This window comes from Vibrio sp. 10N.247.310.98 (assembly GCF_041467395.1).
Classification (GTDB): Bacteria; Pseudomonadota; Gammaproteobacteria; order Enterobacterales; family Vibrionaceae; genus Vibrio; species Vibrio crassostreae_C.
This window is the reverse complement of sequence record NZ_JBFSUL010000004.1, coordinates 1-16,276: the sequence shown is the minus strand read 5'-3', so window position 1 is coordinate 16,276 and position 16,276 is coordinate 1. Positions and strand designations below refer to the sequence as shown.

13 protein-coding genes are annotated in these 16,276 nt (G+C 44.6%); 4 read left to right on the top strand and 9 right to left on the bottom strand.

Annotation, left to right across the window (positions count from 1 at the left end):
* Nucleotides 1-9: 9 nt before the first annotated feature.
* From folP to rlmE, 3 genes are all read right to left on the bottom strand, one after another.
* Complete coding sequence (folP, locus tag AB6E78_RS02590) at nucleotides 10-840, bottom strand: dihydropteroate synthase (RefSeq protein WP_372132657.1); 831 nt, start codon at nucleotides 838-840, stop codon at nucleotides 10-12.
* 88 nt (nucleotides 841-928) lie between these two features.
* The gene (gene ftsH, locus AB6E78_RS02585; protein ID WP_372132660.1) at nucleotides 929-2,896 is read right to left on the bottom strand and encodes an ATP-dependent zinc metalloprotease FtsH; all 1,968 of its coding nucleotides are present in this window, start codon (nucleotides 2,894-2,896) and stop codon (nucleotides 929-931) included.
* Nucleotides 2,897-3,003: 107 nt separating this feature from the next.
* The gene (rlmE, locus tag AB6E78_RS02580; protein ID WP_017059396.1) at nucleotides 3,004-3,633 is read right to left on the bottom strand and encodes a 23S rRNA (uridine(2552)-2'-O)-methyltransferase RlmE; all 630 of its coding nucleotides are present in this window, start codon (nucleotides 3,631-3,633) and stop codon (nucleotides 3,004-3,006) included.
* A 114-nt stretch (nucleotides 3,634-3,747) separates the two neighbouring features.
* Here rlmE and yhbY point away from each other — a divergent pair, with 114 nt between their 5' ends.
* The gene (gene yhbY / locus AB6E78_RS02575; RefSeq protein WP_004738252.1) at nucleotides 3,748-4,044 is read left to right on the top strand and encodes a ribosome assembly RNA-binding protein YhbY; all 297 of its coding nucleotides are present in this window, start codon (nucleotides 3,748-3,750) and stop codon (nucleotides 4,042-4,044) included.
* A 123-nt stretch (nucleotides 4,045-4,167) separates the two neighbouring features.
* On the opposite strand, the gene greA is transcribed toward yhbY, so the two are convergent.
* On the bottom strand, nucleotides 4,168-4,641 hold the full coding sequence (gene greA / locus AB6E78_RS02570) for a transcription elongation factor GreA (protein WP_017059397.1): 474 nt from the start codon (nucleotides 4,639-4,641) through the stop codon (nucleotides 4,168-4,170).
* Between the two features lie 511 nt (nucleotides 4,642-5,152).
* On the opposite strand from greA, the gene AB6E78_RS02565 reads away from it, so the two are divergent.
* A complete protein-coding gene (locus tag AB6E78_RS02565) occupies nucleotides 5,153-6,214 on the top strand; it encodes a porin (protein ID WP_372132663.1) in 1,062 nt (353 codons plus the stop codon).
* Nucleotides 6,215-6,325: 111 nt separating this feature from the next.
* On the top strand, nucleotides 6,326-7,759 hold the full coding sequence (dacB, locus tag AB6E78_RS02560; RefSeq protein WP_372132666.1) for a serine-type D-Ala-D-Ala carboxypeptidase: 1,434 nt from the start codon (nucleotides 6,326-6,328) through the stop codon (nucleotides 7,757-7,759).
* Between the two features lie 125 nt (nucleotides 7,760-7,884).
* Here the strand turns inward: dacB and AB6E78_RS02555 are convergent, their stop codons facing one another.
* Nucleotides 7,885-8,730 (bottom strand): magnesium transporter, encoded by an 846-nt coding sequence (locus AB6E78_RS02555; protein ID WP_017068902.1) that lies wholly within the window; start codon nucleotides 8,728-8,730, stop codon nucleotides 7,885-7,887.
* Between the two features lie 407 nt (nucleotides 8,731-9,137).
* On the bottom strand, nucleotides 9,138-10,325 hold the full coding sequence (tyrS, locus tag AB6E78_RS02550) for a tyrosine--tRNA ligase (protein WP_017059402.1): 1,188 nt from the start codon (nucleotides 10,323-10,325) through the stop codon (nucleotides 9,138-9,140).
* 129 nt (nucleotides 10,326-10,454) lie between these two features.
* Between tyrS and AB6E78_RS02545 the strand changes: the two genes are divergently transcribed.
* The gene (locus tag AB6E78_RS02545) at nucleotides 10,455-11,744 is read left to right on the top strand and encodes a peptidoglycan DD-metalloendopeptidase family protein (RefSeq protein ID WP_065584911.1); all 1,290 of its coding nucleotides are present in this window, start codon (nucleotides 10,455-10,457) and stop codon (nucleotides 11,742-11,744) included.
* 84 nt (nucleotides 11,745-11,828) lie between these two features.
* Here AB6E78_RS02545 and AB6E78_RS02540 read toward each other — a convergent pair whose 3' ends face one another.
* From AB6E78_RS02540 to AB6E78_RS02530, 3 genes are all read right to left on the bottom strand, one after another.
* Complete coding sequence (locus tag AB6E78_RS02540) at nucleotides 11,829-14,921, bottom strand: efflux RND transporter permease subunit (RefSeq protein WP_017063268.1); 3,093 nt, start codon at nucleotides 14,919-14,921, stop codon at nucleotides 11,829-11,831.
* A 10-nt stretch (nucleotides 14,922-14,931) separates the two neighbouring features.
* Nucleotides 14,932-16,056 (bottom strand): efflux RND transporter periplasmic adaptor subunit, encoded by a 1,125-nt coding sequence (locus AB6E78_RS02535; protein WP_372132669.1) that lies wholly within the window; start codon nucleotides 16,054-16,056, stop codon nucleotides 14,932-14,934.
* Nucleotides 16,057-16,077: 21 nt separating this feature from the next.
* A partial coding sequence (locus tag AB6E78_RS02530; RefSeq protein WP_372130689.1) for a hypothetical protein occupies nucleotides 16,078-16,276 on the bottom strand: 199 nt, incomplete at its 5' end.

Here is a 16,276-nt window from a genome sequence, read left to right as displayed (position 1 = left end):
TAATTATGATTAGTGATTGTTATTCATCACTTCGATTATCTTCATCGCTTCCAATGTATCTTCAACATCATGAACGCGAATAATTTGTGCGCCTTTGATTGCAGCGATGGTAGCGCAAGTGACGCTAGCAACCATGCAATCTGCTGGAGCTTTGTCTAGTAGCTTAAAGATCATCGACTTTCTCGACATCCCCGCTAAGACTGGCAACCCAAGCCTGTGAAACTTTTCAAGGTGCGCTAATAGGTGGTAATTATGCTCAATGGTTTTACCAAAACCAAAACCAGGATCCAGAATCAGCTGATCTTTTGATATACCAACAGCCTCACAAGCCTCCACCCTTTCTTTTAAGAACGCTTCAACATCCATTAGGACATCATCGTAATTAGGGTTAGCTTGCATGGTTCTTGGCTGACCTTTCATGTGCATCAGGCAAACTGGCACATTAGCATCGGCGGCCGCTTCCAGAGCTCCGTGCTCTTGTAGTGCGCGCACATCATTGATCAAATCAGCCCCCGCTTCAACGGCTTGGCGCATCACTTCAGCTTTACTGGTATCAATGGAGATCCACACATCAAACTTAGCGCGAATTGCTTTAATGGCAGGAATAACGCGAGCGAGCTCTTCTTCTAAAGGTACATCAGGTGCTCCCGGGCGAGTTGACTCACCACCAATGTCAATAATGCTAACACCAGCTTGAATCATTCGCTCTGCTTGCAGTAGAGCACTATCTAATGAATTGAATTTTCCGCCATCAGAGAAAGAGTCAGGCGTAACATTGAGGATACCCATCACATGTGGGCGGTCTAAAACGAGCGTTTTATTGTGTGCTTTTAATATCATGGAAGGTGGGTCTTAAAGGTAAAAACATCTAGGGCTAGAAACAGAAAAACCCTGAGCGTACTCAGGGTTTTAATTTATAACTTAGCGATTAAGAATCTTTGTTTTGAGCATCATCTGCTTCAGATTTAGCTTCTTCAACTTTCGACTCTTCAGCTTTTGGTTCCGCTTTAGCTTCTTCTGCCTTAGCTTCAGGTTTTGCTTCTTCCTTTGTAGGTTCAGCTTTTACCTGATCACCCCAACCAGCTGGATCACGAATCTCTTGCTTACGCTCCATCAAGTCATCAATTTGACCTGCATCGATCGTTTCGAACTTCATTAGAGCGTCTTTCATCGAATGCATGATATCCATGTTATCTTCAAGAATCTTCTTAGCTCTATCGTAGTTACGGTCGATAAGAATACGAATTTCTTCATCGATCAGCTTAGTCGTATCGTCAGAAACATGTTTCGCTTGGCTCATACCACGACCTAAGAAAACTTCACCTTCTTCTTCAGCATATAGAAGAGGACCCAGTTTTTCAGAGAAGCCCCACTGCGTAACCATCTTGCGAGCAATATCAGTTGCACGTTCGATATCGTTAGACGCACCAGTCGAAACTTTGTCTTTACCGTAGATAAGTTCTTCAGCAAGACGACCACCGTACAAACTAGAGATCATTGATTCTAGATGTTGGCGAGACATGCTTACGCGGTCTTGCTCAGGTAGGTACATAGTTACACCAAGCGCACGACCACGTGGAATGATTGACACCTTGTACACTGGATCGTGTTCAGGTACCAAACGACCAACAATTGCGTGACCCGCTTCGTGGTAAGCCGTTGACTCTTTCACTTCTTCAGACATAACCATTGAACGGCGCTCTGCACCCATCATAATTTTGTCTTTCGCAAGTTCAAACTCAACCATAGATACATTGCGCTTGTTACCACGAGCAGCAAATAGCGCCGCTTCGTTCACAAGGTTCGCAAGATCTGCACCAGAGAAGCCTGGAGTACCACGAGCGATCAGCGATGGTTCAACATCACCTGATAGTGGCACTTTACGCATGTGTACTTTAAGAATCTGTTCACGACCACGTACATCAGGCAGACCAACCACAACTTGACGGTCAAAACGACCAGGACGAAGTAATGCAGGGTCTAGTACGTCTGGACGGTTAGTCGCAGCGATAACGATAATACCTTCGTTACCTTCGAAACCATCCATCTCAACCAGCATTTGGTTCAGTGTTTGTTCACGTTCATCGTGACCACCACCAACACCAGCGCCACGTTGACGACCTACAGCATCGATTTCATCGATAAAGATGATACAAGGTGCCGCTTTCTTCGCTTGTTCGAACATGTCACGCACACGAGATGCACCAACACCAACAAACATTTCAACGAAGTCAGAACCAGAGATAGTAAAGAACGGTACTTTCGCTTCACCGGCAATCGCTTTTGCAAGCAATGTTTTACCCGTACCAGGAGGACCAACCAACAGGATACCTGTCGGGATCTTACCACCTAGCTTTTGGAAGCGGCTTGGGTCACGAAGGTAGTCCACAAGCTCTTTCACGTCTTCTTTTGCTTCGTCACAACCAGCAACATCAGCAAACATCGTTTTGATTTGTTCTTCGCTCATCATTCGAGCTTTACTCTTACCGAAAGACATCGCGCCTTTACCGCCGCCGCCGCCTTGCATTTGACGCATGAAGAAAATCCATACACCAATCAGTAAGATCATTGGGAACCATGAGATGAAGATAGTGCCAAGCAAGCTCTGCTCTTCAGGTGGTGTACCCTGAACTTTTACGTTTTGATTAATTAAGTCATCAAGTAGCTTTTGATCATAAACAGGCATGTAAGTTACATACTTAGAACCACCACCACGACGTGTGAAAGTGATTTCGCTGTTATTGAACTGTGCGTCTTGAATCTGGCCTTGGCCAACTTCCTGTACAAACGTGGTGTAATCTACTGCTCTGCCGTTACTTTCCCCAGGGCCGAAGCTCTGGAATACCGACATCAACACTACCGCGATAACAAGCCACAGAATTAAATTTTTTGCCATGTCACTCAAGGTGTAAGCCTCTCGATAACTAATTGTAATTAAAGGTAGGGTACTACAGTTTGTAACCTGTAGCCATGTTGTTAACTCTCACTCTTGGAAGAGAATCGTTAACCTTTGTAACCAGTGGCTACGATAAACACTTCACGAGATCGAGCTCGAGAAGAGTCGGGTTTTCTAACTTTTACTGTTTTAAACATCTCACGGACGTCCTTAACGTATTGGTCAAACCCTTCGCCTTGGAATACTTTTACAACAAAACTACCATTGGTAGCTAGAACTTGTCGACACATATCCAAAGCTAATTCAACTAAATACATAGCTCTTGGCTGATCCACAGAATTGTTGCCTGCTATATTAGGTGCCATATCTGACATCACGACATCAACCATGTTTGGTTGTATACGTTCCAACAAGGCATCTAGCACAGCTTCTTCGCGGAAATCGCCTTGTAAAAAGCTAACACCAGCAATCGGATCCATTGGTAACAAGTCACACGCAATGATTTGTCCGTTGTCTCCAACAATCTTAGCAGCATATTGAGACCAACCGCCAGGTGCTGCACCCAAATCCACAATGGTCATCCCAGGAGACAGCAATTTATCTTTCGTTTGAATCTCTTCCATTTTGAAATAAGCACGTGAACGATAGCCTTTCTTTCTTGCTTCATTTGCGTACTTGTCGTCGAAGTGTTCCTTCAACCAACGGCCTGAACTGGCCGAGTGTTTCTGTTTGCTCATTGGATACCTAAATTGGAGGAAAGTACTAATTGCTGAATAAATTATAGTCTTCAGCTTTAGATGGCGTTAAAATAGGTTTTTTCAACCCTAATAGTAAAGAAAATTGGCCGCGTAATGAACCTAAGTACCAAACAAAAGCAGCATCTAAAGGGCCTAGCTCACAGTTTAAAACCTGTTGTGCTAATGGGCGCAAATGGACTTACTGAAGCTGTTCTAGCGGAAATCGAATTAGCTCTAGACCACCACGAACTGATCAAGATTAAAGTTGCATCAGAAGACCGTGAGACTAAGCAACTGATTATCGATGCAATTGTACGTGAAACTAAAGCTGAGAAAGTACAGACTATCGGTAAAGTTCTAGTACTGTTCCGTCAGTCAGAAGCACGTAAAATCGAGATTCCACGTAAATAAGAGCTTAATATAAGCTGACTTCACCAAGAGAAAGCCACAGCGCTTATCTTTTAGTGTAGCGTGAGAAACGAAAAAGGTCGCATTTAGCGACCTTTTTACTTATCAGAAACAAAGAAAATTCAATTAGATATATTCTACTTTGTCGATTTCGAAGTCTTTGTCACCACCAGGGGTAGAGATCATGACTTCGTCGCCTTCCATTTTACCGATAAGACCGCGAGCAATTGGCGATTTCACAGAAATGCGACCCGTTTTGATGTCTGCTTCGTCTTCTGAAACGATTTGGTAGCGGAACTCATCATCGGTATCCACATCAATCAGTGTCACTGTCGTACCAAAGATAATCTTGCCCGTATTATCCATTTGCGTTACATCGATGATCTGAGCCAGTGATAGCTTATATTCAATATCACGGATCTGAGCTTCACAAATACCCTGCTCTTCACGAGCGGCGTGGTATTCAGCATTCTCTTTCAGGTCACCTAGTTCACGTGCTTCACCAATAGCTGCTGAGATAACAGGGCGTAGCTTAAGTAGGCGATCTAATTCGTCACGTAGCTGCTGAGCGCCACGTACTGTCATTGGAACCTTTTCCATTTTTTACCTCTATGCCAAAGCTTTCTTTGGCCAACATAAATACACCCAACGTATTTATTGGGTGATAGAAACAAAACGATTTGGCTTAGTGTAAACAAACTTTATGGCTAAATCACCTTTATTCCACTTTGCGTTATAAAAGCTTTATCTAGGTCTAAATTACAGACATCACAAAAATGAATAATAACCTCCCCATCAATAAGTGGAGAGCCAAATACCTAAAAAAACAAAAAACAAACAAAATAAACACAGATCACACTTTTATAAAATACACTCAAAAACAACCACTTAAACAAAAAAGATATAATAAAACAGTGTTCATTTTTTAGTTTTATATCATTTTACTAACTGACCATGGAACTTTAGAGGTAAAAAGTAACCCATGGATTGCACTGGCATTTTCAGACTTCTGTTCTAATCATGATTATGAAGCCTGATTAATACAGGCAATACACAAAAGGGTTCAAATCCTTAATAAAACTTCTATGGACAGTAATTAGGAAATAATAACATGAACAAGACTATGATCGCGCTTGCTGTATCTGCTGCAGCTCTTGCTACTAACGCAGTGGCAGCCGACGGTAAACAAGCTGGTGATATTGCCGGTACTTCTGTATACAGCTCAAACGGCACTTCTCTAGAAATCGGTGGTCGTGCTGAAGCTCGTCTATCTCTAAAAGATGGCAAAGCTGAAGACAAAACACGTGTACGTCTTAACTTCCTAGGTAAAGTTGAAATCCAAGACGGCCTATACGGTGTTGGTTTCTACGAAGGTGAATTCACAACTAACGAAGACGGCGGCGCGACTGATAACAGTGATAGCAGCGATATCACTAACCGTTACACATACGCAGGTATCGGCGGTGACTTCGGTGAAGTTACATACGGTAAAAACGACGGTGCGCTAGGCGTTATCACTGACTTTACCGATATCATGTCTTACCACGGTAACTCAGCGGCAGACAAAATCGCAGTAGCTGACCGTTCAGACAACATGCTTTCTTACAAAGGTCAATTCCAAGACCTAGGCTTAAAAGCAAGCTACCGCTTCGCTGACCGTGATGTTGACGCTAACGATGAGTTCAGCGACAACGGTAAAGATGGCTACTCTCTATCTGCTATCTACGCAATCGGCGATTCTGGCGTTAAGCTAGGTGCTGGTTACGCAGACCAAGATCAATCTAACGAATACATGCTTTCTGCATCTTACCGCATGAGCGATTTCTACTTCGCTGGTGTATTCACTGATGGCGAAAAACAGACTACAGGTGTAATCAAGAACGATTCTGTAGACTACACAGGTTACGAATTCGCAACTGCGTACACACTAGATAAAACTGCATTCACGCTAACGTACAACAATGCAGAAACTGACGGTGAAACTTCTGCAGATAACGTTGCAATCGATGCAACTTACTACTTCAAGCCTAACTTCCGTACTTACATCTCGTACAATTTCAACCTAATCTCTGAAAATGATACGATCGGTACAACAAACCTAGCTTCTAACGGCAAAGCAACTTCTGCTCAAGCTGAAGACGAAATCGCTCTAGGTCTACGTTACGACTTCTAATTCTGATTATCTAATTGATTAATTAGTTAATTGAGAATCAAAACGCCCGCTATCTAGCGGGCGTTTTTTATATCTGTATACTAAAAACATCAGCCATCCAAGAAATCTTCTATGCGCCTTCTACCCACACTACTTGTATGTAGTTTTTCCATTAGCGCTTTCTCAGTTAACGCTTTCGCTTACCCCCCTCTAGATAAACTGCCTGATGGCAGTAGCACCAGTGTAATTTTGGAATCCCTGAAAGGCGATTCAAACAAACTGAATTCCAATAGTGATGGCTTCTATCCACCCGCCAGTACTTTGAAGCTGGTGACAGCTTTGGCGGCTAAGTTGGAGTTAGGGGATGACTTTCACTACACGACCAGCATTGTTCGTTCTGGTAATGACTCTATCATTTCATTTAGTGGCGACCCAACGCTACAACGAGAACAGCTTAAAAGCCTTTTGGCTCAATACGCAAAATCTCAATCCAGAACCATCAAGGGCAACTTATACCTAGATAACTCGACTTTTACGGGCTATCAGCGAGCGGTGGGTTGGCCTTGGGACATTCTAGGGGTTTGTTACAGCGCGCCTTCGAGTGCGATGACCTTAGACAGCAACTGCGCACAAGCCTCTATTTATACAAAAGATAACGGCAGCACTCGTGTCTATATTCCCGCTCACTATCCGATAGACGTGACAACCACCGCAGCCACGGTAACTCGATCAGGGCAGAAGGCGACACAATGCGACTTAGAGCTCATTACCACTCCAGACAACGCTTACAAGCTCTCTGGTTGCTTAGTAGAGCGTAAGAAGCCACTGCCACTCAAGTTCGCGATTCAAAATCCAGAACTTTACACCTATCAAGTCGTTACATCGCTTCTCAAAGAACTGAAAATAGAAGTAAAAGGTGATGTGATTATTGGTAAAAAAGCGCAAGCAGACAAAACCACGTTAGTCGCTAGTCACAACTCAGAAAAGCTTCCTGAACTGCTCGATATCATGCTCAAGAAGTCAGATAACCTTATCGCAGATAATCTAACTAAAACGCTAGGAGCAACATTTTATGTTCAACCGGGCAGCTTCAATAACGGCACTGAAGCAATAAAACAGATACTGCTGACCAAGGCTAATATTGACCTCAGTAAAGCGCAGCTCGTCGATGGCTCAGGGCTATCCAGAAATAACCGAATGAGGTCACAGACCATGGCTCAAGTGCTTCGTTATATCTGGGAAAACGATCAACAGCTCAGCCTGATTGAGGCTATGCCTACATCTGGCACTGATGGAACGCTCAAATACCGTCAGAGCATGAGAAAAGCACCGATTCAAGGCAACATTATCGCCAAGAGTGGTTCTCTATACGGCAGTTACAACATGGCGGGATACGGATTAGATAAAGCGGGAAAACCAAACTCTCTGTTTGTACAATTTGTCCGTGATTACTTCCCTGAAGAACAAGATCCAGACAAACCAGTGGAAGCACCTATCACCCAGTTTGAGCGTGCTTTCTACAAAGATGTGGTCGAGTTCAGTCAAACACAAAGCAAATCTAAGTAATGCTTAGCTCTGTGTAAACTTCTACTCAAACAATAAAAATGGCGCTGAAGACCTTAAATCTTCAGCGCCATTTTTGTTTCTCAGATGTATTTAGCTATTTTTATAGGTGCCTATTTTTATAGGAGCTAAGCGATACCGAGGAATGAGTTAACCACAGTGAAGTAGATCCACATTCCTGAGATATCAACTATGGAAGCAAGCACTGGGCTCACTAACACCGCTGGATCAAGCTTAAATAGCCTAGCAACTATCGGCAATCCGCCACCCAGCACGGTTGATATGGTCACCTGAATAAACAGCGCTACCGCAATCGCTAACGCAATCATGTTGATGTCATAGCCACCTGTCGATTGGTTTTCGCTAAATAGCAGAATACGTCCAATCATCACTACAGCAATCGCTAGAGCTAGACAAATAGCAACTCTAAACTCTTTCCACAGAACATTAGCCCATTGGCGTTTTTTTAACTCACCTGTGGCTAAGGCTCTGATAACCAAAGTCGCGGCTTGTGTTCCGGTATTACCACCAGCAGCAGCAATTACCGGCATGTAGATAGCCAAAAGAACCAACTGACTGAGAATGTCTTCATACTGAGCAATTATAAGCCCTGAGACAATTCCCAATAGTGCTAGCGCAATAATCCAACCGATACGCTGCCTTACGTGGCTCATGACGCCAGTAGAAAGGTAGCCCTGTTGAGGCTCCACCTCTGAGTAAATCAGCCCTAGTTGGTGAGCTAGATGTCGAGAGCGCTTCTCAAAGCCCTGCTCTTCTAACTCACTAAGTAAAGTCTGAATCGTACTCAAAGAGCATTGTCCCAGCACTAACACCGCATCTTCGAGTGGCATTCGGTTCAAAAGATTAATTTGTTGTTCACGTCCGTACTGTTGAAATGCATTCGATACAGCTTGGATGTCTTGCTCTGAGTACAGAGCTTCAATAGATAAAAAAGTGTTGTTCATTACCGTCATGGCGAATCTCCCGATTGGCAAAGGTAACGACCATCAAAACAAATAGCATAAGTTTATAGATTTATAGATTTATAGATTTATGGATTTATGCGCACCAAGAGCTGAAAGCTACTGGTGTGTCTACTTGTTAGAATCTAGTGTGTGGAAAAGAATGAGGGGGAAAAACAAAGATACCCTACCCGAACGGCAGGACAATAGATCAATACCGAGACGGGTTATTCTTCTCCATTCAAACTAGGAGGATGGTCGGTATTGTTCATAAAAATCTCCAGAATTACTGTCAATATGACAGCGCGCATAGTGTAGCAATAGCCGTTCAAAAACTTCGTCAAATTCCTGTCAATAAATAGGGGTCAATAAAAAAGGCATCCGTAGATGCCTTTTCGTTAAATCATTGAGATTTAATATTACTTGATAGTAATACGAGCAAATTTACGCTTACCTACTTGGTAAACTGCAGTACCTGCTTCAGGTACGAATTTGCTGTCTTCAATCTTCTCGCCTTCAAGCTTAGCCGCGCCTTGCTTGATCATACGCATCGCATCAGAAGTCGAGTTTACAAGACCCGCTTCTTTTAGAACGTTCGCAATTGGCAGGCCTGCTTCGAATTCAAACTCCGGCATTTCATCAGGAACTTGGTTCTTAGCAAAACGGTTAACGAACTCTTGCTCAGCGGCTTCAGCATCTGCTTCACTGTGGAAACGAGCGATGATCTCTTTAGCAAGAAGCACTTTAACGTCACGCGGGTTCTTACCTGCATCAACGCCAGCTTTCAGTTCCGCAACTTCTTCAAGAGGACGGAAAGACAGCAGCTCGTAGTAGCTCCACATTAGATCGTCAGAGATAGACATGATCTTACCAAACATCTCGCTTGGTGCTTCGCTAATACCGATGTAGTTATGCGCAGACTTAGACATCTTCTTAACACCGTCTAGACCAACAAGTAGTGGCATCATTAGTACCGCTTGTGGTTTTTGACCTGCTGCTTTTTGCAGTTCACGACCCATTAGAAGGTTAAACTTCTGGTCAGTACCGCCAAGCTCAACGTCGCTCTCTAGTGCAACAGAGTCGTGACCTTGTAGAAGTGGGTACATGAATTCGTGGATTGCGATCGGTTGACCACCAGCGTAACGCTTTTTGAAGTCATCACGCTCAAGCATACGAGCAACAGTTTGGTTAGAAGCAAGACGAATCATGCCTTCAGCGCCAAGCTCAGATAGCCATTCAGAGTTGAAACGAATTTGCGTCTTCGCAGGATCTAGAATCTTGAATACTTGCTCTTTGTAAGTTTCAGCATTCTTCAATACGTCTTCGCGGCTTAGCGGTGGACGTGTTGAGTTTTTACCTGATGGGTCACCAACCATTGCAGTGAAATCACCGATAAGGAATGTCACTTCATGACCAAGCTCTTGGAAAGCACGAAGCTTGTTAAAGATAACCGTATGGCCTAGGTGGATATCTGGAGCTGTTGGATCGGCACCCAGCTTAATGCGTAAAGGACGACCTTCTTTTAGTTTTGCAATCAGTTCGTCTTCTGGAATCAGTTCTTCTACGCCACGTTTGATCTCGGCTAGTGCAGCTTCAATACTCGCCATTCTTGTTCACTCCCACAGATTTGGCAAAAATACATTAATTAGACATCTTACTTGAATAGCGATGTATTTTGAAACCAGTTACACTATTCCGTCGTCGATTTTCATAATATTTACAGAACGAACCGGAACATGTTGTCTATTTTTGCACGCCTTCCTATTTTGCACCGGGCTTTTATCGCATTTTTTAGTGCCATAATTTTCGTCGCGATTTTCTTACTCCCCGACGTCAACAGTTTGCGTGACGATTCGGGCGCTTTAGTTGTGGGAAAACATTACCCACTGACTATCAATGCCTCTGCACTTATTAGCTCAAGTGACGCTCCACCGACGGCAGTGCTCAATTGGGAGAAATACACCGTTCGCTCTGGCGAAAGCACCTCTGTTTTATTTGAACGTATTGGCCTCTCATACCGTCTGCTGATCACGCTACTCAATACCAATAATGATATTAAGAAGCAGCTGTCTAACCTAAGACCTGGTGATGTCTTGCAGTTCGGCTTTGATGAAAACAACGACCTTATTCAGTTAAAACGACAACTTAGTGCGTTTGAAAGCTTCAAGATCACTAAATCTGGCGATTCTTTCTCATCAAGTTTCGACAAAAAAGAAGTGGTATACCAATACAATTATGCCGAAGCCAACATCACCTCTAACTTCTGGAACGCTGGCGTCAGCGCAGGTTTAACCGCAAACCAAATTATGGAACTGGCCGGCATCTTCGGTTGGGATATCGACTTTGCGTTAGATATTCGTAAGAACGACAGCTTCAAAATCTTATACCAAGAGAAAGTGGTTGAAGGTGAAGTAGTTGGTCGCGGTAAGATCATGGCAGCCGTATTCAAAAACCAAGGCGATTCATTTACCGCGGTATTGGATGATAAAAGCGGCAACTACTTCGATGAAAATGGTCGTGCGATGAAGAAGGCGTTCTTGCGCTCACCAATTGATTTTCGTCGCGTAACATCGAACTTTAACCCTACCAGGAGACACCCAGTAACCGGTAAGATTCGAGCTCACCGCGGTACTGACTACGCAGCCCCTGTTGGCACGCCTATCTGGGCAGCCGGTGACGGTATTGTTCAGAAGTCAGGTTACAACCAATTCAATGGTAACTACGTGTTCATCCGCCACAGCAACACCTACATCACCAAGTACCTGCACATGAAGCGACGTATGGTGAAAACCGGTCAGCGCGTAAAACAAGGCCAAACCATTGGTACTTTGGGCGGTACAGGCCGTGTGACTGGCCCGCACTTACATTATGAATTCTTGGTTAATGGCGTACATAAAAATGCGCGTACCGTGAAATTGCCTCAATCCAAGTCGTTAACTGGTAAAGCAAAAGCAACCTTTATTGCCAACTCAGAGATTCGATTAAGAAACCTTGAGCGATACGGTCAGTTACTAGCGACTAACTAGGCGTTTGTAGCTTCACTGCAAAATAGAAAAATGCAAAGAGCGCCCATCAAGGCGCTCTTTTTTATGCTCACATACCACAACTAGCTACTGTTTTTCAGGTTTGTTGTTCCGTCCAAGCATTAACAAACAAGGGGTTAATACTAAAGTCAGCACCGTGGCAAACGCCAAACCACCAGCAATAGCGGTCGCAAGCTGTGACCACCATTGTGTACTTGGCGCGCCAAACTCTATCTTTTGATTAATCAGGTCGATGTTCATCTCTAACACCATCGGCATTAAACCTAAGATAGTCGTAACCGTCGTGAGCATTACTGGCCTTAAACGCTGAACACCGGTTCTTAGAATCGCATCTCGCTTGTCCAAGCCTCTTTTGATGAGCTGATTATAAGTATCAATCAACACGATGTTGTTGTTCACGACTATGCCGGCGAGCGCTATTACCCCAATTCCCGACATCACAATGCCAAACGGACGTTGGAAGATCAGTAAGCCAACGAACACGCCAACGGTCGAAAACAATACAGCACTCAGAATCAAAAACGCTTGATAGAAGCTATTGAACTGAGTAATCAGAATCAAAGCCATTACCGCCAAAGCAACCAAGAAAGCACTTTGTAAAAAGGCTGACGAGTTTTCTTGTTCTTCGTTTTGACCACGGATGCGAAATTCCACGCTACTCGGCAGCCCTAGCTCACTCAATGCTTGTTCGATCTTTGGTAGTTCGAGAGCAAGGTTATACCCTTCTTCCATATCCGCCATGATGTTCACCACACGCTTGCCATCAAGGCGTTTAATGGTGTCTTGCTTATGGTCGGGAACGATCTGAGCGAAATTAGTAATAGGTACTAAACCTGCTGGCGTTTTCACCCTAAGCTGGTCGAAGCGCCCGATATCACGCTTATCATTAGGGTAGCGCACCAAGATATCGACCTCTTCTGAAGAGTCATCGGGCAGATAATCACCAATCTTGAGACCATTAGTCACGAATTGAACGGTATTACCCACTAAGGTCGCATCAGCTGCAAAGCGCGCAGCATCGTCGCGGCGAATATCCACCTTCCAATCGATGCCATCTTTACTCGCAGTATCGCTGATATTGGTCAGTGCTTTATTTCCATCAGCCCAACCTCTCACAATTTTTGCAGCCTGATTGAGCTGCTCTGGAGTTCTTGCCGACAGCTCAATCACTAAGTCATTTTCAACCGGAGGCCCAGCATCAGGGAACTTATATTCAATCTCAACACCAGCGTATTGATCGGTTTGTACCTTCAACTCATCAATAATCGCCTTAACGCTGCGTCGATATTGCCAGTCAACAGGCGTAATTGAGATCAAACCAATCTGGTCGTCACCACCAGTACGCGTGTAAACGGTATCGAACTCATCATGATTGAGCATCATCAGTTCAATATCACGCATGATGTCATCCTTTTCTTGGATAGACAGATCCCCATGCGAGCGAACTTTGACATTAAAGAATGGCGGATCAACTTCTGGGAAGAACTCTGCACCTAGACCCGCTTTTGAATAAGTAAAACCAACTGCAACCGCGAGCAGTGCCGCACTGAACAAAATCTTAAAGGGGTGTTTAATCGCTAAAGAAAGCGTGTGGTAGTAAGCCTTGGTTAAACCAGTAGCCTGTGAAAAGTCACCATTATGCAGTGCGACCATTCGAGCTTGGCTTTTAGACGATACGTATTGAGGTTTGCCAATCAAACCGCCCAGCACGGGCACAAACAACAACGCCATGATCAATGATGCAGTTAAAGTCGCGATCAGAGTTAGTGGTAAGAACTTCATAAATTCGCCCGTCACATCAGGCCAAAACAGTAACGGAGCAAATGCGGCTAAGGTTGTGGCAGTCGATGCGGTTATCGGCCACGCCATCCGTTTCGCTGCATCTCGGTAAGCGGCTTTGCGCCCTTCACCCTCTTGCATTCGCCTGTCTGCAAATTCGGTCACCACAATCGCACCGTCTACTAGCATCCCCACCGCCATAATCAGAGAGAACAGCACTACGATGTTGACGGTTAAGCCAAACACCGAAAGAACCAATAACCCGGTTAGGAATGAGCCTGGAATGGAAATACCCACTAACAAAGCGGTACGCACACCAAGAATCGCGATGATAACGATCACCACCAGAATAATGGCGGATAAGATATTGTTTTGCAGATCATTAAGCATGATCTTCACATCTTTAGATTCATCCCAGGTGTATTTGACCAACAGGTTATTTGGCCATTCCGCTTGCTGCTGAGCACCAGCCATTACCGCTTTGACTAGCTCAACGGTTTCGATGATGTTCTCACCTGCACGCTTCTTGATATCCAACACCACCGCAGATTTGCCATCTAAACGAGCAAAACTTTCAGGATCTCGAAACGCTCGACGAACCGTAGCGACATCGCCAAAAGTGACCACCTGCTTGCCATCCACTTTAATAGGCAACTCAAGCACGTCTTTTAAGGAGTTAAATACCGAAGGGACTTTGACAGAAAAACGTCCGTAGCCAGTATCAACAAAACCTGCGGCCACCACTCGATTGTTCAGAGCGATCAGATTATAGATATCCGCTTGATCTAAGCTGTAGCTCTCCATCAATAACGGATCGACAATGATCTCGACGATGTCAGCGCGATCGCCCGCAATATCGACTTCAAGGATTTGGCGATAGCTTTCTAATTTGTCTCCAAGCTCTCGGGCAATTTGCACTATGGTGCGCTCAGGAACGGTACCGAATAGCACAACAGACAAAACAGGTTGCTCAGAAGCCAGCGTCACCTCATTTACGGTCGGTTCGTCACTGTCTTCTGGTAGTTTTGGTTTAGCCAGATCAACCGCGTCACGCACATCGGCCATTGCTTTGGTGAGATCGACGCCAACATTAAACTCCAACACAACAGAGGCATGCCCTTCTGCTGCGGTTGCTGTCATCTCTTTTACGCCTTCAATCGACCTCAGCTCTTGCTCAATAGGTCGAACCAATAAACGTTCTGCATCCGTTGGCGAGATCCCTTGGTGCCCGACCGAAACATAGATAATTGGGATGGTAATGTCTGGGCTCGATTCCTTAGGTATCGTGATATAGGTGACGACACCGGCTACAAGGATTAACGCTAAAAGGGAGAGCATTGTTCGAGCACGAGACAAGGCTGCATCAATAATTGAATACATCGGTTATCTCCTACTCTGCGGTTACGTTAGAGAGTTCAGCGACTTGCTCAACAGCAATCACCGAATCACCATCACGCACAAACCCTTGGCCTACTGTGATGATATCGACGCGTTGACCTAGCCCCGTGAGCCACACTCCATCTTGTTCGGCCTTTACTAGCTGAATGCCTACAAACTTCACCGTTGGTGAGTCATCGACTGAAACCAAGGTTTTGACCCCTAGGTTACCCGCCTCATCCAATGCTAGCATCGCCGGTGTTATCTTTATTGCATCTCTTGTTTCTAGGTTGAGTTTAACTTCGGCACTGACACCTGCTGGTAATAGGCCTTTAGAGTTATCGATTTCTATCTCGATTGGGAAGGTATTAGTAGCAACAGAAGAGATACGAGAAACATAGCGTAAACGGCCTTCCGCTTCTTCTCGCCCTAACAAACGAACCAAAGCAGATTGATTGACTAGCAAATGTTGGATATGACGCTCACTGACATCCGCCTCAATAACCAAAGGATCGAGGTCAATCACGCCAGCAACAGGATCGCCAACACTAACGAAATCACCGAGCTCCACCATCAAATCTTGAACCACACCCGAAAAAGGCGAAGTAATCACAGTATTCTTTAAAGCCAATTCCGCATTGCGCATCATGGCTTTTGCTTCTGTTAATGAAGCCTCAGCTGTGGTGTAGGCGATTTCACCTTGCAGTCCTCTTTTCTTCAGTGACTGCGCCGCTTTGAACTCTTTCTGCTTCAAGCGATATAACGCAGATGCTCGCTCTAGTTGAATCTCTAAATCACCCTTATCTATCTGGGCAATGGCTTGTCCTGCTTTAACCATCCCCCCCTTAACAACATTCAATCTGATAATCTTACCCGCGACTTCTGCACCTAGACGAGCATGCCTATCGGGCGCCGTTCTTCCATAGAGATCAATCGTTTTAAAGGTCGGTGATGAGGTGAAGGTTTGAAAGGAAACCTTAGCCAGCGGAATTTCTGTTGCCTTTTTTTCAGGTGACTCTTCTGCTTGCCCTACGCCTAAACCAAGCCAGATCGACAACAACACGACTAGAGTCAGAGAAACCAGCCACGGCTGCTTCAATTTCTGAAAAAGTGGTGAGTTAGAAAATAGAGTGGGCATAACAAATCCTTTTGTCCGATGTCATTCAGGCGCGCTAGTTGGCTTAATAGCGTGATGTGCAACTTCCTTATGCACAAAGGTAACCTTAACAGACCAATCCTCAACGAAGTTGGACGCTATCGACAGTTTAAAAAATATGCCGTGTACTAAAAATGAGAGGAATGCTTTGTCGAGTAGACGACACTTGTTACCAAGTGCCGCCCCTCTAAGAACCGTACGT